The sequence below is a fragment of the Nonomuraea jabiensis genome, from assembly GCF_014204795.1.
In the GTDB taxonomy this organism is placed as follows: domain Bacteria; phylum Actinomycetota; class Actinomycetes; order Streptosporangiales; family Streptosporangiaceae; genus Nonomuraea; species Nonomuraea jabiensis.
In genome coordinates this window covers 6,966,049-6,983,324 of the sequence record NZ_JACHMB010000001.1, presented here as the reverse complement: position 1 = coordinate 6,983,324, position 17,276 = coordinate 6,966,049, and the positions used below count along the sequence as shown (strand labels likewise).

At 71.2% G+C, this 17,276-nt stretch carries 18 protein-coding genes; 10 read left to right on the top strand and 8 right to left on the bottom strand.

Annotated features, from left to right (window positions below):
- The first annotated feature begins 64 nt into the window (after positions 1 to 64).
- From HD596_RS31965 to bldD, 5 genes are all read left to right on the top strand, one after another.
- Entirely contained in the window at positions 65 to 1,309 is a 1,245-nt protein-coding gene (locus HD596_RS31965; RefSeq protein ID WP_185072968.1) for an arginine deiminase, read from the top strand.
- 10 nt (positions 1,310 to 1,319) lie between these two features.
- A complete protein-coding gene (arcC, locus tag HD596_RS31960) occupies positions 1,320 to 2,255 on the top strand; it encodes a carbamate kinase (RefSeq protein WP_185072967.1) in 936 nt (311 codons plus the stop codon).
- A gap of 3 nt (positions 2,256 to 2,258) precedes the next feature.
- A complete protein-coding gene (locus HD596_RS31955; protein WP_185072966.1) occupies positions 2,259 to 3,689 on the top strand; it encodes an amino acid permease in 1,431 nt (476 codons plus the stop codon).
- Complete coding sequence (locus tag HD596_RS31950) at positions 3,690 to 4,547, top strand: universal stress protein (RefSeq protein ID WP_185072965.1); 858 nt, start codon at positions 3,690 to 3,692, stop codon at positions 4,545 to 4,547.
- 300 nt (positions 4,548 to 4,847) lie between these two features.
- Entirely contained in the window at positions 4,848 to 5,342 is a 495-nt protein-coding gene (bldD, locus tag HD596_RS31945; RefSeq protein WP_026214021.1) for a transcriptional regulator BldD, read from the top strand.
- A gap of 859 nt (positions 5,343 to 6,201) precedes the next feature.
- Here bldD and HD596_RS31940 read toward each other — a convergent pair.
- From HD596_RS31940 to HD596_RS31930, 3 genes are all read right to left on the bottom strand, one after another.
- A complete protein-coding gene (locus HD596_RS31940) occupies positions 6,202 to 6,588 on the bottom strand; it encodes an SAV_6107 family HEPN domain-containing protein (RefSeq protein WP_246555000.1) in 387 nt (128 codons plus the stop codon).
- A gap of 473 nt (positions 6,589 to 7,061) precedes the next feature.
- On the bottom strand, positions 7,062 to 7,253 hold the full coding sequence (locus HD596_RS31935) for a ferredoxin (RefSeq protein ID WP_185072964.1): 192 nt from the start codon (positions 7,251 to 7,253) through the stop codon (positions 7,062 to 7,064).
- Positions 7,254 to 7,259: 6 nt separating this feature from the next.
- Entirely contained in the window at positions 7,260 to 8,453 is a 1,194-nt protein-coding gene (locus HD596_RS31930) for a cytochrome P450 (protein WP_185072963.1), read from the bottom strand.
- A gap of 96 nt (positions 8,454 to 8,549) precedes the next feature.
- Between HD596_RS31930 and HD596_RS31925 the strand changes: the two genes are divergently transcribed.
- Both HD596_RS31925 and HD596_RS31920 read left to right on the top strand, forming a co-directional pair.
- Entirely contained in the window at positions 8,550 to 9,167 is a 618-nt protein-coding gene (locus HD596_RS31925; protein ID WP_185072962.1) for a TetR/AcrR family transcriptional regulator, read from the top strand.
- 51 nt (positions 9,168 to 9,218) lie between these two features.
- Positions 9,219 to 9,737 (top strand): hypothetical protein, encoded by a 519-nt coding sequence (locus tag HD596_RS31920; RefSeq protein ID WP_185072961.1) that lies wholly within the window; start codon positions 9,219 to 9,221, stop codon positions 9,735 to 9,737.
- A 4-nt stretch (positions 9,738 to 9,741) separates the two neighbouring features.
- Here the strand turns inward: HD596_RS31920 and HD596_RS31915 are convergent, their stop codons facing one another.
- Both HD596_RS31915 and HD596_RS31910 read right to left on the bottom strand, forming a co-directional pair.
- Complete coding sequence (locus tag HD596_RS31915; RefSeq protein ID WP_185072960.1) at positions 9,742 to 11,436, bottom strand: hypothetical protein; 1,695 nt, start codon at positions 11,434 to 11,436, stop codon at positions 9,742 to 9,744.
- 123 nt (positions 11,437 to 11,559) lie between these two features.
- Complete coding sequence (locus tag HD596_RS31910; RefSeq protein WP_185072959.1) at positions 11,560 to 12,288, bottom strand: L,D-transpeptidase family protein; 729 nt, start codon at positions 12,286 to 12,288, stop codon at positions 11,560 to 11,562.
- Between the two features lie 200 nt (positions 12,289 to 12,488).
- Between HD596_RS31910 and HD596_RS31905 the strand changes: the two genes are divergently transcribed.
- Entirely contained in the window at positions 12,489 to 12,965 is a 477-nt protein-coding gene (locus HD596_RS31905) for a YbaK/EbsC family protein (RefSeq protein ID WP_185072958.1), read from the top strand.
- Between the two features lie 10 nt (positions 12,966 to 12,975).
- Complete coding sequence (locus tag HD596_RS31900; RefSeq protein ID WP_185072957.1) at positions 12,976 to 13,536, top strand: GNAT family N-acetyltransferase; 561 nt, start codon at positions 12,976 to 12,978, stop codon at positions 13,534 to 13,536.
- Between the two features lie 499 nt (positions 13,537 to 14,035).
- On the opposite strand, the gene metF is transcribed toward HD596_RS31900, so the two are convergent.
- Positions 14,036 to 14,956, bottom strand: coding sequence for a methylenetetrahydrofolate reductase [NAD(P)H] (gene metF, locus HD596_RS31895; RefSeq protein WP_185072956.1), 921 nt, complete (start codon positions 14,954 to 14,956; stop codon positions 14,036 to 14,038).
- 169 nt (positions 14,957 to 15,125) lie between these two features.
- Here metF and HD596_RS31890 point away from each other — a divergent pair, with 169 nt between their 5' ends.
- Positions 15,126 to 16,193, top strand: a complete 1,068-nt coding sequence (locus HD596_RS31890; protein WP_185072955.1) for a polyprenyl synthetase family protein — start codon at positions 15,126 to 15,128, stop codon at positions 16,191 to 16,193.
- 73 nt (positions 16,194 to 16,266) lie between these two features.
- On the opposite strand, the gene thiE is transcribed toward HD596_RS31890, so the two are convergent.
- Both thiE and HD596_RS62285 read right to left on the bottom strand, forming a co-directional pair.
- Positions 16,267 to 16,905: a thiamine phosphate synthase gene (thiE, locus tag HD596_RS31885; RefSeq protein ID WP_185072954.1), complete on the bottom strand. Its 639-nt coding sequence runs from the start codon at positions 16,903 to 16,905 to the stop codon at positions 16,267 to 16,269.
- On the bottom strand, positions 16,883 to 17,257 hold the full coding sequence (locus HD596_RS62285) for an Rv2175c family DNA-binding protein (RefSeq protein ID WP_185072953.1): 375 nt from the start codon (positions 17,255 to 17,257) through the stop codon (positions 16,883 to 16,885). Before HD596_RS62285 ends, thiE begins: the two co-directional genes overlap by 23 nt.
- Positions 17,258 to 17,276 lie beyond the last annotated feature (19 nt).

Genomic DNA, 17,276 nt, shown 5'->3' with positions numbered 1-17,276 from the left:
ACCGGCTTCCCCGGGGAGACTCTGATACTGCCCGGGGAAGCCGCCAGGAGGGGATGCAGCGAAGATGGCCTTTCACGTCGATTCCGAGGTCGGGCACCTGCGCCAGGTGCTCCTTCACGGACCGGACCTGGCGCTCAGACGGCTGACGCCGTCCAACAAGGACGCGTTCCTGTTCGACGACGTGCTGTGGGTCCAGCGCGCGATGGAGGAGCACGAGGAGTTCCGGCGGGTGCTGACCGGCCGCGGCATCAAGGTCCACCTGCTGGCCGACCTGCTCAGGGAGACCGTCGACATCCCCGAGGCGCGCAAGCACATCCTCGACGCCGTCATCGACGAGCGCTGGCTCGGCCCCGGCGCCATCGACGACGTCCGCAACATCCTCGACGGGATGGACTCCGCGACGCTGCAGGTCTACCTGACCGGCGGCATCACCAAGGGCGAGCTGCTCGAGATGGGCTGCGACCCCGGCTCGGTGACCTTCCACACCATGCGCGACGACGACTTCATCCTGCCGCCGCTGCCCAACCACCTGTTCACCCGCGACACGTCCTGCTGGATCTACGACGGCGTGTCGATCAACGCGATGAAGAAGAAGGCCCGCATGCGGGAGACGGTCAACATGGAGGCCGTCTACATGTACCACCCGACGTTCGCCGACGGCTTCAACCGGCCCGGGCAGGGCGGCTTCCACTGCTGGATGCCGGGCCAGCCGGTCGCGCCGGCGACCATCGAGGGCGGCGACGTGCTGGTCATCGGCAGGGGCGCGGTGCTGGTCGGCATGAGCGAGCGCACCCAGCCGCAGGCGGTGGAGATGCTGGCGCAGCGGCTGTTCGCGGCCGGCTCCGCGCGGAAGATCGTGGCGCTCGACATGCCGAAGGCGCGGGCGTTCATGCACCTCGACACCGTGATGACGATGCTGGACGTGGGCGTGTTCACCAAGTACGCGGGCCTGGGGATGCTGCCCGCGTACACCATCGAGCCCGGCGAGACCCGCAAGGAGCTCAAGGTCACCGACCACCCGCCGCAGGACATGCACCGGGCCATCGCCCACGCCATCGACCTGCCCGCCATCACGGTCCTGACGCCCCAGCAGGACCTGCACGCCGCCGAGCGGGAGCAGTGGGACGACGGGTGCAACGGGCTGGCGCTGGAGCCCGGCGTGGTCGTCGCCTACGAGCGCAACACCACCACCAACGCCTACCTGCGCGACCACGGCATCGAGGTCATCACGATCAGGGGCAGCGAGCTCGGCCGGGGTCGCGGCGGCCCGCGCTGCATGAGCTGCCCGCTCGAACGCGACGGAGTCTGAGGAGGGCCGGATGCGGGTCATCGTCGCCCTGGGCGGCAACGCGGTGCTCAGGCGCGGCCAGCCGCCGGACGCGGAGGTCCAGCGGGCCAACGTCCGCGTGGCGGTCAAGACGCTCGCCCGGCTCGCCGACCGGCACGAGCTGGTCATCACCCACGGGAACGGCCCGCAGGTCGGCCTGCTGGCCCTGGAGAGCGCCGCGGACCCCAGCCTGACCAGGCCGTACCCGTTCGACACGCTCGGCGCGCAGACGCAGGGCATGATCGGCTACTGGATGCAGCAGGCCCTGCAGAACGCCCTGCCCGGCCGGCAGGTCCAGGCCCTGGTCACGCAGACGCTGGTGACGGCCGTCGATCCCGCGTTCGAACACCCGACCAAGTTCGTCGGCCAGGTCTACGAGCGGGAGGAGGCCGAGAAGCTGGCCGCCGAGTACGGCTGGACGGTCCGGCCCGACGGCGACCACTGGCGGCGCGTCGTCCCGTCGCCGACCCCGCGCCGCATCGTCGAGACCCGGTTGATCCGCCAGATGATCCGCGAGGGCGTCATCGTGGTGTGCGCGGGCGGGGGCGGCATCCCGGTCGTCCGCGACGAGCGCGGCCGGCTGACCGGCGTGGAGGCGGTGGTCGACAAGGACCTCACCGCCTCGATGCTGGCCGAGGCCCTGGAGTGCGACGCGTTCCTCATCCTCACCGACGTGCCGCGCGTCATGCGGGACTTCGGCACGCCGCACCAGACGGAGATCGCCCACACCACGCCGCACGAGCTGCGCGCCCTGGAGTTCCCCGCCGGGTCGATGGGGCCGAAGGTGGAGGCGGTGTGCCGGTTCGTGGAGACGACCGGCGACATGGCCGCGATCGGAAAACTCGACGAGGCCGAGCGCATACTCGACGGCTCAGCGGGAACGATCGTGACACCCAACGGCAGGTGGCCGCTGACGAGCACGCTGTAGGGGGTGTCCCGGTTGGCACTGGCCGGACGGCTCTTGCGCACCAAGCCCACGGAACGCATCATCGCGGAGGGCGGTCACGGCGAGGGGGGCGAGCTGCGGCGCACCATGTCGCTCTGGCAGCTGACGCTGTTCAGCGTGGGCGCCACGCTCGGCACCGGCATCTTCGTCATCCTGGGGCAGGCGGTGCCCAAGGCGGGGCCGGCGGTGGTGGTGTCGTTCGTGCTGGCGGCGATCACGGCGCTGTTCTCGGCCCTGTCGTACGCCGAGCTGGCCGGGACGATCCCGGTGTCCGGCTCGTCCTATTCCTACGCGTACGCGACGCTGGGCGAGCTCGTGGCGTGGATCTGCGGCTGGTGCCTCATGCTGGAGTACGCCGTGTCCGTGGCGGCGGTGGCCGTGGGGTGGGGCGAATACCTCAACTCGTTCCTGCGCTCCCTGTTCGGCTTCACGCTGCCCGCGGCGATCACCCGCTCCCCCGGCCAGGACGGCGGCGTGATCAACGTCACCGCGATCGTCATCGTCCTGCTCGCCACGTGGCTGCTGCTGTACGGGGCCTCCGAGAGCGCCACGGCGAACGCGATCTTCGTGATGATCAAGGTCGTGGTGCTGCTCTTCTTCTGCGTGGTGGCGTTCACGGCCTTCCAGGCCAAGAACTTCACGCCCTTCGCCCCGCTCGGGGTGGCCGGCATCACGGCGGCGGCCTCGCAGGTGTTCTTCTCCTACATCGGCTTCGACGCCGCCTCCACCGCGGGCGAGGAGGCCAGGAACCCCAAGCGCGACCTGCCCCTGGCGATCATCCTGTCGCTCGTCATCGTGACGGCCGTCTACGTGCTCGTCGCGGTGGCCGCCATCGGCGCGATGCCCTGGACGCAGTTCGACCCCAAGCACACCGAGGCGAGCCTGTCCTACATCGCCGACCTGGCCGTCGGCGCCACCTGGCCGGGCCTCATCGTCTCGTTCGGGGCGGTCATCGCCATCGCCAGCGTCGTGCTCACCGTCATCTTCGGCCAGACCCGCATCCTGTTCGCCATGTCCCGCGACGGGCTGATCCCGCGCGTCTTCCAGCGGGTCGACATGCGCCACCAGGTCCCCGTCGCGAACACCCTCATCGTCGCGGCGTTCATCTCGGTGCTGGCCGGCCTGGTGCCGCTCGGCCAGCTCGCCGAGGCCACCAGTATCGGCACCCTGTTCGCCTTCGCCATCGTGAACGTCGGCGTGCTCGTCCTGCGCTACCGCAGTCCCGAGCTGCCGCGCACGTTCCGCACGCCGCTGTTCCCCGCCACGCCGGTGCTCGGCGCCGTCTTCTGCGTCATCGTGATGGCGGGCCTGGCCGGGGTCACCTGGGTGGCGTTCGGGCTGTGGATGCTGGTGGGGCTGATCTGCTACTTCCTGTACGGCTACGGCCATTCGCGGCTGAATGCCGAGGTGGGCTGAATGAAGCTCGAGAACGTGCTGGCCGGCTTCATCCCGGAGCCCAGGGGCAGGGACGGGCTGGCGCTGGGCGCGCTGGTCAAGGAGCAGGTCCGCGGGCAGCTGACGGTGGCCTACGTGCAGCCGCCCGCCTGGTCCGCGCCCGGCCCCGCCAGGGCCGAGGAGAGCGCGTGGCGCGCGTACCTGATGGAGCAGGCCGACGCGACGCTCTGGCAGGCGCGCGAGCTGGCCGGCGACGACGCCGACTACGTCGTCCACACCCACAAGGGCAGCGGGCGCGGGCTGGTGGAGCTGGCGCGCAAGCGCGGCGCCGACGTCGTGGTGATCGGCTCGGCCTCCGGCGGCGGCAAGGGCCGCATCACCGTCGGCAGTACCGCCGACCAGCTCCTGCACTCGTCCTCCGTTCCCGTGCTGCTCGCCCCGCGCGGCTACGGCGACCAGCCCCCCACCGCCTTCGAACGCCTCACCGTCGCCTACCGCCGCGGCCCCGGCTGCGACGCGGCGGTCAAGGACGCGGCGGCGGTGGCCGCGTCGCTGGACGTGCCCCTGCGGCTGGTCACGCTGGTGATCAGCACCGGCAGGCGCGCCAGGATCGAGGAGGAGATGCTCGCCCGCCTGCGCGACGAGGCGGCCTCCAACCTGCGGGCGGCGGCCCGCGGACGGCCACGCGTGGAGGTGGAGGTGCTGGAGGGCCGCAACGTCGCCCAGGCACTCGGCACGACCTCGTGGCTCCCCGGCGAGATGATCATATGCGCTTCCAGCGCCACCGGGCCACTCAGACGGGTCTTCCTCGGAGACACCTCGATCAAGATCGTACGGGCCGCGACCTGCCCTGTCATGATTCTCACGCGGCAGACCTAGGGCGGGGAAATTTCTCGTCAAACTCTGACGAAGTAGTGTTACCAGCGGGACATGAGGGGCGATTGCGGCGATCCCTACCGGATCGGATTCGGCATCTTTTTTCCAATCAGCTTGACCTCAGGCGTCCGCCCCTTTACCGTCACTGTGCGTAACCACACCTCGCGGCGTTCTGGGGTAAACCTGGGGCCATGGCTACCGATGGTGCCGAGCATGGCACCAGACCCCCCGGTGGCTAGGGCATACGCCGCAAGGGAGCACAATCTACTGAGAGCGATACATACGAGAGCCGGGGGCCACACAATGCCGTCTGAGTACGCAAAGTCGCTGGGTGCACGACTCCGCGCCATACGCACCCAGCAGGGCCTGTCCCTGCATGGAGTCGAGGAAAAGTCGCGTGGCAGGTGGAAAGCCGTGGTCGTGGGCTCGTACGAGCGTGGCGACCGTGCGGTGACCGTGCAGAAGCTTGCCGAGCTTGCCGACTTCTACGGGGTGCCCGTATCCGAGCTGCTGCCGGGCGGAGCCGCGCCCAGCCCGCTCGGACCGACGCCCAAGCTTGTGATCGACCTGGAGCGCCTGGCCACGCTGCCGAAGGAGAAGGCGGGGGCACTCGCCCGCTACGCCGCCACGATCCAGAGCCAGCGCGGTGACTACAACGGCAAGGTGCTGTCGATCCGCCAGGAGGACCTGCGCTCGCTTGCCGTGATCTACGACAAGTCGCCGAGCGAGCTGACCGAGGAGCTGATCAGCTGGGGCGTCCTCGACGCCGAGGCGCGCCGCGCCGTCGAGTCGTTCTGAGGCTGTCTCTCTCCCCTGAGGTCGCCCCCTCCCTCCGAGGCCGTCTCACCCCGCTCTGAGGCCGCCTCGCGCGCCTGAGGGCTCGCTGCCGCCACGCGGCCGGCGAGCCACCCGGCATCGAACGCCCCTCCCCCGCCTGCTGCGTTTTCCCGGCGGCATGGGGCACCGTGGACCGCATTCGCCCTCGCACGGGGCGGCGGTCCGGGAAAGCGCTTACTGGCGTACGAGGGTCCCAGCGGGATGCACCACCGAGCGAGCGGGATCGGTGGTGCGCACCCCATGGGCCGTCACCTCGGCGCTCAAGCCCCGCTCCAGGGCGGGGCGATGCGGTCCTCCTGCTCGCGGCGCCGATCGGGGCAGGGCGGGCTGAGGTCAGACCGTGAGGGGACGCCTGCCAGGGCTGGAGGGGGCGGGCACGCCGCGGAAACGCGCGTCTCCGCCTCGGACGGACGCGCGTCGGAGGTCGGCCGCGTTATCGCGCGCCAGGAGCCGGTGGTCCGGCAAGCCAAGGCCGGTGGGCCGCCAAGGGGACGTCCATTGGGGGCCGTATCGTCGGCGCCCGGCCGCGCGAGGGGCGGCGTGCGAGCGCGGTGCGGCGACCTCGGAACCCGGCGCACCCGGACGCCGGAGCCATCCCGGCGCACACAGGGCGGAATGCCCGGCGCACAGGGCCGGAATCAGCCCGGCGCACCCGGCCGGGATCAGCCCCGCGGCGGGAACGCCTGCCCAGGCGTGAGGACGACGTCAGCCCCGCGCTGGGACCGCCTACCCGGGCGTGAGGGGGACGCGACCCGACGACGGGAGACGTCCGCCCGGACCAGGAAGGTCAAGCTCGGCCCGGTGAAGGGACGTGGGAGGGTCAGCCTGCCAGCGGGACGTTGACCGGCAACTGGGGCTGGCCCGGCACGCCGAGCAGGTCCTCCACCGTGGAGACGAACGTCTCCGCCTCGGCCAGCAGCTCGTCGGCGTCGGCCGCGCTGACCCGGCTGACCATGCCCGCCTCCGCGGCGGCGCGCTTGGCGGCGCTCACCGAGAAGTAGGCGGCCCACTCGGCCAGGCGTGGCTCGGCCTCGGGCAGCAGCTCCCAGGCGCTGCGCAGGCGGCGCCTGCGGCCTTCCATGGGACGGGGACGGGCGGCCAGGATCGCCGCCGCCGCCCGAAGAGCCGCCAGGTGGGCGGCCACATATCGGGATGCCGGAGTGCGAGCGCCGCTCGCCTCCGCCAGGCAGGAACGAGAGTCGGTCAAGTGTGCCCGAACCGCAGGCGACAGCCGGGGCCCGGGCGTTTCTCTAGGCCGTGGTGCCATCTTGCGCGCCTCCTTGGAGTCGTGGGCGGCCGCCGGCGTCTGCGCCGGTGGTGTCAACATTCGCAGACGCCACCGACATTTCCGCCGGGCCGGCCGGACGAGGAGCTTCCCCACTCCCCGTCCGGCCAGGGCACGCCCACTCGTCTCCGCCGACGACGAGGACGTGCCCTTCGCCCATGGAGCCTGGCCGCGGGGGAACGCTTGGGGAAGCGAACGGCCCGCGACCAGGTCCTGGTGACGTTGAGCCGCGAGCCCCACCGTCACTACGTCGAACATAATTTCGATCACGCTCGGTGTCAACCGATTCCACGAACACAGGTTCGACGAGTATGGGCCGGAGGGCGCGAAAAAGCCGTCGCCGCGGGGAGCTTGCGGCGACGGCCGGGTGGTTCAGGAGGACGGCAAGGCGGTCGTCAGACGACCGAGATGGCCCCCGACGGGCAGAGGGTCACGGCGCGACGGACGCCGTCCTCCAGCTCCGCGGGCGGCACCTTCTGCAGGAGCACCACCGTGCCCTCGTCCTCGCTCTGGTCGAACACTTCCGGCACCGTCAGCGCGCACATGCCCGCCCCGATGCACACCGTCGTATCTGCCTTGATTTCCATGGTGACCTACCAAGTGACTGGGAGGCGGTGCACTCCATAGATGCTCATGTCCGAGCGCATCGGCACCTCCTCGGGTGTTACGGCCAAGCGTAGACCTGGGAAGCGGCGCAGCAGCGCAGGGTACCCGATGCGCATCTCGATGCGGGCGAGCTGCTGCCCCAGGCACTGGTGGATGCCGTGGCCGAAGGTCAGGTGCCCGCCCGCGGGCCTGGCGACGTCGAGCCGGTCCCCGTCGGGGAAGCGGGACGGGTCGCGGTTGACGGTGGGCAGGTGGAGCGCCACGCACTCGCCCGCCTTGATGACGTTGCCCTCGATCTCGACGTCCTCCAGCGCGGTGCGCATCGGGCCGAGGTGGATGATCGTGAGGTAGCGCAGCAGCTCCTCGACGCCGTTCTCCACCACCGACGGGTCGTCCCGCATGGCGGCCAGCTGCGCGGGGTTCGTGAGCAGCGCGTACGTGCCGAGCCCCAGCATGTTGGCGGTCGTCTCGTGCCCGGCCACCAGCAGCAGCAGCGACACCCCGGCGAGCTCCTCGTCGTCCAGCTCGCCGCTCTCGATGAGCCCGCTGATCAGGTCGTCGGCCGGCTGCTTGCGCTTGCGCTGGACGAGCCCGTACATGAACGCCGTGATCCGGCCGAACGCGGCCATCGCGTCCTCGGCCTTGCTCTCCAGGTTGACCAGGAGCTTGGTGTCCTCCTGGAACTGCGCGCGGTCATCGTACGGCACCCCGAGCAGCTCGCAGATCACCAGCGACGGGATCGGCAGCGCGAACTTCTCCACGAGGTCCACGGGCCCACCGGCGGCGGCCATGTCGTCCAGGCAGGCGTTGGCGATCTCCTCGACCCTGGGTTCGAGCATCTTCATCCTGCGCACGGTGAACTGGCCGGTCAGCAGCCTGCGGAAGCGCGCGTGCTCGGGCTCGTCCATGCGCAGGAAGAACCCGGGCGGCGTCTTCGCGTCCTTCTGCATCCTCGCCCGGAGCAGGGAGCCCGGGATCGGCGGGTGCGCGAGCTCGGGGCGGTTGCTGAAGCGCGGGTGCGCGAGCACGGCGCGGGCGGCGGAGTAGCCGGTCACCAGCCAGCCCCGGTGGCCGTCGGCGAAGGTCATGCGGTGCATGTCCGCCCGTTCTCGCAGCTCGATGGCTTCGTCGGGCGGATCGAACGGGCGCTGCCGGTCGGTGGGAAACGTCACGTCGGACATGTTTCGGCTCCTTTCCGAGCTTCACCTCCAGAAAACCTCATTGATTGCAAAACTTCAATGCATGAAAAACATATCCGCATGCAGTATAGTTCCGTCATGGTGGATAACGGCAGCGTGGGACTGCGGGAGCGCAAGAAGCAGCGCACGCGCCGGGCACTGATCGAGGCCGCGCTCCGGCTGTTCGACGAGAAGGGTTTCGACGAGACCACGCTGGCGGAGATCGCCGCGGAGGCCGACGTGTCGACGCGCACGTTCTTCAGCTACTTCGCGAGCAAGGAGGACGTGGTCTTCTACGACTCCGCCCGCAAGATGGAGCTGGCCGTCGCGACGCTGGCCGGCAGGGCTCCCGGCGAGTCGCCGGGCGACGCGCTCCTGCGGATCGTGGAGCAGAGCCTGACCTGGCTGACCACGTACGAAGAGCTCACGTTCGAGGACGCCGAGCTGCGGATCCGGCTCGTGCTCAAGGAGCCCACGCTGCGGGCGCGGGCGCTGGTGATGCTGCTCGAGAGCCAGACCGCGCTGGTGCGGGCGCTGCGCGCGGCCTACCCCGAGCTGGACCAGGTGGAGGCGGCCGCAGCGGTGGGCGCGATGTTCGGGGCGGTGAAGCTGGCGATCGTCGCCGACCTCTGCCACGACCTGTCGGCGGAGCAGATGTCGAGCACGGCGCGCCGCGCGGCCGAGATCGCGCTCGCCGGCCTGCGCTCCCTCGGATAGCTCCGGATGCCCGCTTTCTGAGAAGCTGTCCGGAGCGGAGAGGGGGGCCGGATGGCGGGCAAGAGGTGGCTGACCGCTCTCGTCCTGCCGGCGCTGGGGCCGGTCCTGGCGGCGGCGTACGCGGGGGTCAACCTCGCGGCCATCGAGGCGGCCGTCAAGGCGCAGATCGCGGGCCCGGAGTGGGCGGGCGGCCGGCTCGCCGCCGACGGGATGACGGCGGTGGGCAGGGACTCCTGGTGGCTGGTCCTGGCCACCGCGGTCGTCGTGGGGATCCTGGGAGTGGTGTACGCCGTCATCGGTGTGCTCCTGCGGCGGGGCGGCCGGGGCCGCACGCCCCTGCTCGTGCTGTCGGGCGTCCTGATCGTCCCGTACGCCCTCGCGGTGCTCGTCGCGCTGGTCAACCCCGCCAAGGCGCTGGCGGGGCTCTACCGCGCCCCTGACTTCGCCGGCGGCCTGCCCGGGTGGCAGCCGGCCACCGTACTCCTCCTGGTGGCGGCCGGGCTGGCACAGGCCGCGGGGGTCGCGATGGCCGCCGCGCAGGGCAGGCGGGCCTTGAGCGCCCGGGCCTGAGGGCTCAGCGGCAGCGGCCGTTCGACCAGGTCGTCCAGCCCATCTGGGCACCGCCGAGTCCCGTGGCGGCCCAGCCCGGCGGCGGTGCCGTCCCGTACGGGACCACGGCGGTGCACGCGCCCGACGGGGGCCGGCCGTTGTAGAACTCGATCCGGGTCCACGACACCCGGTACGCCAGCGGCACCCAGATGTTCCACTTCACCCGCCGGTCCACCGCCACGCGTCCGGGAGGCGGCGCGGGCAGCCAGTCCGGGCCGCCCGACGGGCGGGCGGGCGCCTGCCCGGCCGTGAACGCGATGTCGATCAGCGCCAGCACGCCCACCACCAGCAGCCTGCCCCGGCGGGCGGTCAGGAAGGCCGCCCCGGTCAGGCAGGCCAGCAGGACCAGGGCGGGCACGGAGGCCGCGACCAGGTCCAGCGCGTCGTTCTCACCCGTGAGGAAGATCACTTCGGGGAAGTCGAACGCGATGAACGCGTAGCGCTCCAGCCGGTCCCCCGCGTACCAGGCGGCCACCCCGCCGGTCAGTGCCAGCAGCCCGGCGGCGGCCAGCGCGTGCCGCACCACGGCCAGGCGCCCGCCCTTCACCAGGACGATCAGGCCGGCGAGCGTCCAGGCCACGGCGACGCAGGCCAGGTAGCGCCCGTAGACGTAGTTGCCGACGCGGTGCTCGTCGGGAAGGGCGGCCGAGGAGGCGTACGCGATGCCCAGGGTCGTCAGCAGCAGCGCGCCCGCCAGGACGCGGTGCGCGTACGGGGCGGACCGCCGTACCAGCGTGGCCGCCGCGCCCGCCAGGCCGACGCCCGCCAGCCCCCAGGTGCCGGCGACGAGGTACCAGAGCTGCCCGGCGGCGCCCGACAGCGCCCACGCCTGCCCTTCGAGGCTCGTGAGCCTGGACACCAGCAGCCCCGACAGGTCGCGGGGCCCGCCCGGATACAGCGCGGCGCCCAGCGCCCCGTTGAGCGCCTTGCCCGCCACCGCGACCACGGCCGCGCTCGCCAGCGCCGCGACCACCGGCCCCGCGGCCCTGCCGCGGCCCGGCGCCACCGCCCTCCTGCCGGCCCACACCACCACGACGACCAGGACGCAGACCGCCAGGACCACGCTCCCCCGCAGATGGGTCGCCATCGCGAACGCCGCCAGCGCGCCCGCCACCGCCCCGGCCCGCGCCGACCGGTAGGCGACCAGGTCGTGCAGCGCGACCAGCCAGGCCAGGACGAGCACGGGCAGAATCGCGTCCGTCAGCGCCAGCCCGGAGAACACCACCAGCGCCGGCGACAGCGCCGCGACGAACGCCGTGATCAGCGCCGCCCGCCTGCCCAGGCCCATCCGCCGCAGCAGCAGGTACGCCAGCGGGTACGCGCTCGCCGCCGCCATCGACCCCGCCCCGGCCACCAGCCGGTACGCCAGGACGGGGTCGGAGGTGAGCCAGAAGATCGGGACCAGCAGCAGCGGATAGCCGCCCTGGTAGAAGGTCGAGCCGGTCAGGTCGGCGCCCGGCCCGCCGGCCAGCCAGCGGGCGGCGAGGAGGTAGCCGGTCTCGTCCGGGTTCGCCACCGGCCCGGTGTGATACCGGTACAGCCACAGCCGTAACGCCACGTGGGCGGCCCACCCGGCCGCCAGCAGCCACCACAGGCGGGCCCGTCCCGTATGCCGCGCCGGCGCGTGAACGGGCGCCGGCGTCATGAACGCAGTCGTCATGCTCTCCCCCCAAGAAAGTCAGGAGGGAGTCCAGCAAAAGCCCCATAACCGGCCCGTCACCGTTTCCGGTTATGCGGGCGTTATGCCACCACCCGCGGCGCGGCTGGCGCTCTCACAGGCGTCTCAGAGACGCTTGAACCTGCCCCGGACGTGCACCGGCACGCCCTTGCCCAGCATCCCGGGCAGGACCTCGGCCACGTTCATCGGCATGCGCACGCACCCGTGCGAAGCCGGATAGAGCGGCACCGACAGCGCGCCGTGGAAGGCGATGCCGCCGTTGAAGAAGATCGGGTTGTAGAGCTGCCCCAGGTAGGACCTGTGCCAGCCGCGGGCGCGCCACGTCGTCCTGTAGTCGCCCGTCGGCGTGGTGGCCGAGCCGCAGAACCGCTGCTGCTTGCCCTGCCACGAGGCGGTCTCGCAGTAGGGGACGCCGCTGCCGGAGGACACGTGGGTGATCAGCTTCACCTCGCCGTCCACGTACAGGACCATGATCTGCTTGGTGAGGTTGACCTCGGCGCGGGTCGGCTTGCCGTTACTGACCAGGACCTGCGGCGACCTGGGGGTCTCCAGGGCGTCCCACGTGCGCCTGGCGACGGTGCTGGTCGGCTTGATGCCGTTCACCTTCTGGAACGCCCACACGGCCGCCAGCGTCGCGCCCCCGTACCGGCCGTCGGCCTTGCCGGGGCGGTAGCCGAGCTGGGCCAGGCGCCGCTGCAGCCACTGGACGGCCTTGCCCGAGGCGCCGAGCCGGAGTGTCTTGCGCGGCGCGGTGACCGTCTCGCGGGTGGTGGCGGCGGGCCCGGAGCGGGCTCCCGCGGAGGTATGTGTGGCGGCCGGGGACGTCGCCCTCATGGACGCCGCCGAACGATGCGATCCATGCGTGCCGCAGCCCGAGAGTGCGACGGCGCCTGCCGTCAGGAGAGCAGCCACTCCGGGCAGCCGTCGAGCCCCCACCCGTACCACCTCTCATACCAAGAACAAACGGATCAGCCGACCCTATACCGATCATCATCATTCGGTAATGAAGCGGTCAACCTGTTTAGAGTGTGTCCATGTCTGAGAAGTTGCCGTCCAATGCGGTCGTCGTTCAATCCGCTCTGCGCGAACTGGGGGCGGACGGCGAGGTCATCGTCCTGCCCGAGAAGGCGCCCACGGCGGCGACCGCAGCGGCCCAGCTGGGGTGCGAGGTCGGGGCCATCGCCAACAGCCTGATCTTCGACGCGGACGGCGCGCCGCTGCTCGTGCTGACCAGCGGGGCGCACCGCGTGGACGTGGAGCTGATCGCCCGCACGGTGGGGGTGGCGAAGGTACGCCGGGCGACGCCGGAGTTCGTGAGGGCGGCGACCGGCCAGCCCATCGGCGGCGTGGCCCCGGTCGGGCACCCGGCGCCCGTGCGGACCCTGGTGGACAACTGGCTGAGCAAGCACGAGGTGGTGTGGGCGGCCGGAGGGCATCCGCTGACCGTGTTCCCGACGACGTTCGACGAGCTCGTGCGGATCACCGGGGGCACGGCGGTGGACGTCGAGTAGTGTGCGACGGGTGATCGAGTTTCGCGGGGCGGGGCCGGCCGAGTTCGTCGAGCGGCTGGACACGGTGATCGACATCTACACGGCTGCCATGAACCCGCCCGTGGACCAGATCAACGGCCGCAAAACCATCATGCGAAATCACGGGACATATCCCCATTTCCAGTGTTATTTCGCAGAATTGCGCGATCCGTCCCTTTCCGTGCCCCTCACCGTCGGCTTCGCCTACGGCTTCCGCGGCACCCCCGGGCAGTGGTGGCACGACGTGGTCTTCCGCGCCCTGACCGACCGGCTCGGCCACGAGGCCGCCAACGCCTGGCTGGGCTACGCGCTGGAGCTGGCCGAGATCCACGTCCACCCCGACTTCCAGGGCAAGGGCATCGGCCGCGCCATGATCCGCACCCTCTGCGCGGGCCGCCCCGAACGCTCGGCCGTCCTGTCCACCCACGACCAGCCCACGGCCGCCCGCCACCTCTACGCCAGCATGGGCTTCCAGGACCTGCTCACGAGGTTCGTCTTCCCGGGCGGCTACGAGGACTACGCCATCATGGGCCGCCCCCTGCCCTTGACGTGAGCATCACGTCCCTGATGGCCCCGTGACTGTTGGGTTTGTCTGCCGATTACTTGGGGCACCATCAATTACGCAAGGTAGCCATCCCTTTACTAACCGTCTATCGTCCCCTGCCCGTCACCCGCCCGGTCCCCCTGCGGGCGGGTGACGGGCCCCAAACCACCACACCGTGAGACCCCGCCCGGCGCTCCTCCCACCCGCCGTACGGCCCAGCAAAGCCCCTCCAGCGCCGGTGCGGCGAGGAGGTGGTCGGCGCAATACGGGCGGCGGGAACGGGATCGGCGCCATGCGGGCGGTGGATGGTCGGCGTTGGCGTACCGATGCCGAGCGATCTTGCCGACCGCCAGGGTCAACGCTTTGAACCCCCCGAAAAGCCCACATTGCGCCGTTGCGGCGGCTGACCCCGTGCGGGTCAGCGGGCGTCTCCCTGGAGGCCATCAGCCACGTACGGCGGGTGGCGCCGCCCGTGCTCCGCCGTAAAAAAGAGGATTTGAAATGGGGCTCAGGCGGAAAGCGGCACCGCATCAAGGCGTTCGAACACCTCGCGCGAGGCGCTGGAGCGGTTGAAGGTGATGAAGTGGATGCCCGGCGCGCCCTCGTCGAGCAGCCGCCGGCACAGCTCGGCCCCGTGCTCGATGCCCAGCCGCCGCACCGCCGCCGGGTCGTCCGCGACCTCCTCGAAGCGGGCCGCCACCTCCGCCGGGAACGGCGCCCCCGACAGCTGCTCCGAGCGCGCGATCGTGCTCATCTGCGTCACCGGCATGATGCACGGGATGATCGGCGTGTCGCACCCCCTGGCCGCCACCCGGTCGCGCAGCCGCAGGTAGTCGTCCGCGCGGAAGAACATCTGGGTGATCGCGTAGTCGGCCCCCGCCTCGCACTTGCGCACGAAGAACTCGGTGTCGGCCTCGATGGACGGCGAGCGCGGGTGCTTGTACGGGAAGGCGGCGACGCCGACGCAGAAGTCGCCCGACTGCCTGATCAGCCGCACCAGCTCCTCGGCGTAGAGCACGCCTTCGGGGTGCTGCACCCACTCGGCCGTCGGGTCGCCAGGGGGGTCGCCGCGGACGGCCAGGATGTTGCGCACCCCGGCGTCGGCGAAGCGCCCCACCAGGTGACGCAGCTCGCGGATCGAGTGGTTGACCGCCGTGAAGTGCGCCACGGGCGTGAGCGTCGTGTCGTGGGCGATCCGCTCGACGATGTCGACCGTGCGGTCGCGCGTGGAGCCGCCCGCGCCGTAGGTCACCGACACGAACGTCGGCCGCAGCGACTCCAGCTCCCTGATCGCCTTCCAGAGCTGCCGCTCTCCCTCGTCGGTCTTCGGCGGGAAGAACTCGAAGGAGAACGACCGGCCACCGGCGGCGAGCATGTCGCGGACGGTGGGAACACGATCGGGCAGGATGGAGGGTCGACCAAGCGCCATGTCCCAAGGTTACAGGGACCTCGCCCGCCCAAGGTCACGGCCGTGTCACCCCTGCCGCCACACCCATGTCACCGGCACGAGCGGCGCATCACCGCCCACCTCACCCCAGATACCCCTGTTGGGACACCTACCCATCCGATCCCCCGCGTGCGGCCACTAGTCTCAAGGCATGACCACTGACGCCGTTGGCATGGACACCCTGCGCACACAGGTGGAGCGTGCCCTCGGAGAGTTCGTCGAACGACAGCTGCCCGCCTCCGGTGATCCCGAGCTGGAGCCGCTGCGCACGGCCGCCGACGAGTTGCTGGCCGGCGGCAAGCGGCTGCGTCCGGCGTTCTGCTACTGGGGCTGGCGCGGCGCGGGCGGCACGGACGTGCCCGCCATCTTCACCGCGGCGGCCTCGCTGGAGCTGCTGCAGGCCAGCGCGCTGGTGCACGACGACGTGATGGACAAGAGCGACCTGCGCAGGGGCATGCCGTCCGCGCACCGCCGGTTCCAGGCGCTGCACGAGAAGTCCGCCTGGTACGGGTCCGCGGAGCAGTTCGGCGAGGGCGCGGCGATCCTGCTGGGCAACCTGCTGCTGATCTGGTCGGGCGAGATGTGGCGCACCAGCGGCCTGCCGCCCGAGTCCCTGGCGGCGGCCCAGCCCGTGCACGACCACATGCGTACGGAGCTGATGTGCGGCCAGTACCTCGACCTGCTGGAGCAGGCGCACGGCGAGAACACGTTCGAGTCGGCGCTGCGGGTGGCGCTGTTCAAGAGCGGCAAGTACTCGGTGGAGCAGCCGCTCCGGCTCGGGCTGGTGCTCGCCGGCGGCAAGCTCGCGCCCTGGATGGACGAGCTGTGCACGGGCTACGGCACCCGGGTGGGGATCGCGTTCCAGCTGCGTGACGACATCCTGGGGGTGTTCGGCGACCCGGCGCAGACGGGCAAGCCCGCGGGCGACGACCTGCGGGAGGGCAAGCGGACGATGCTCGTGGCCCGCACGCTGGCGGCCGCGTCCTCGGGTGCGGCGCAGACCGTGCGGCGGCTGCTGGGGGATCCCGGGCTGGACGAGCGCGGGGTGGAGACGCTGCGGCAGATCATCGACGAGACGGGCGCGCTGCAGGAGTGCGAGGACCTGATCGGCGACTATCTGGGGGACGCGCTGTCCGCGCTCGACGAGGCGCCGATCACGGTGGAGGCCCGCGCGGCTCTGACGGAGCTGGCCATCGCCGCCACCTCCCGCAAGACCTGACCCCGCCCCGCCTCCCAGGCTCGGAGGCGCCCGTGTGGCGGCGGGCGCCTCGTCGGTCAGGGGCTCTGGTCGGTCAGGCGGAGGACAGGCGCTTGGCGAACTCCGCCGCCGCCGCGCCCGGATCCTCCGCCTCCGTGATCGCGCGTACGACCACCACGCGGCGCACGCCGTACGACATCACCTCGTCCAGGTTCGCGAGGTCGATGCCGCCGATCCCGAACCACGGCCGCGAGGTCTCCAGCGCGGCCGCGTGCCGGAGCAGCGGCGGACCGGGGGCCGGGCGGCCGGGCTTGGTGGGCGTGGGCCAGATGGGGCCGCAGCAGAAGTAGTCGACGCCCGGCTCCGCTGCCGCGGCGGAAGCCTCGGCCACGGAGTGGGTGGACCGTCCGATGACGATGTCGTCGCCGAGTATCTCTCGCGCGACCGTCACAGGAAGGTCGTCCTGCCCCAGGTGGAGCACGTCGGGCCGGGCGGCGTAGGCGATGTCCGCCCGGTCGTTGACGGCCAGCAGTTTGCCGTGCCGGTCGCAGGCGTCGCGGAAGACTTCGAGGAGCGCGAGTTCTTCGCGGGCCTCCAGGCCCTTCTCCCGCAGCTGGATGATGTCCACGCCGCCGGCCAGCACCGAGTCGAGGAACTCCGCCAGGTCGCCGCGGTCGCGGCGACCGTCGGTGCAGAGATAGAGGCGGGCTTCAGAAACCGAGGGCTTGGGCACGCCGCTTGACCTCGGTATGACGGCCGGCCCTGATCGCCTCGATGGGCGATCCGGGCAGGGACTCGTCTGGGGTGAAGAGCCAGCGCAGCGACTCGACATCGTCGTAGCCGGCGTCCAGCAACACGGTCAGCGTGCCGGGCAGGCCCTTCATCACATCCTTTCCATCGAGGAACACCGCGGGCACCTGTGGCCCGCCGCTCCCCCGGCGAACACCGAGCAGCTTGTGGTCCTTGAGGAGTTGCTTGGCCCGCCCGATCGAAAGGTCGAGGCGCGAGGCCACTTCGGGGAGCGTGAGCCACTCGTCGACGAGCTGGTCGGTCTCCCGGTCGATCTGTGCAACAGAAAGCGTCACGAAACCACAACTACCACAT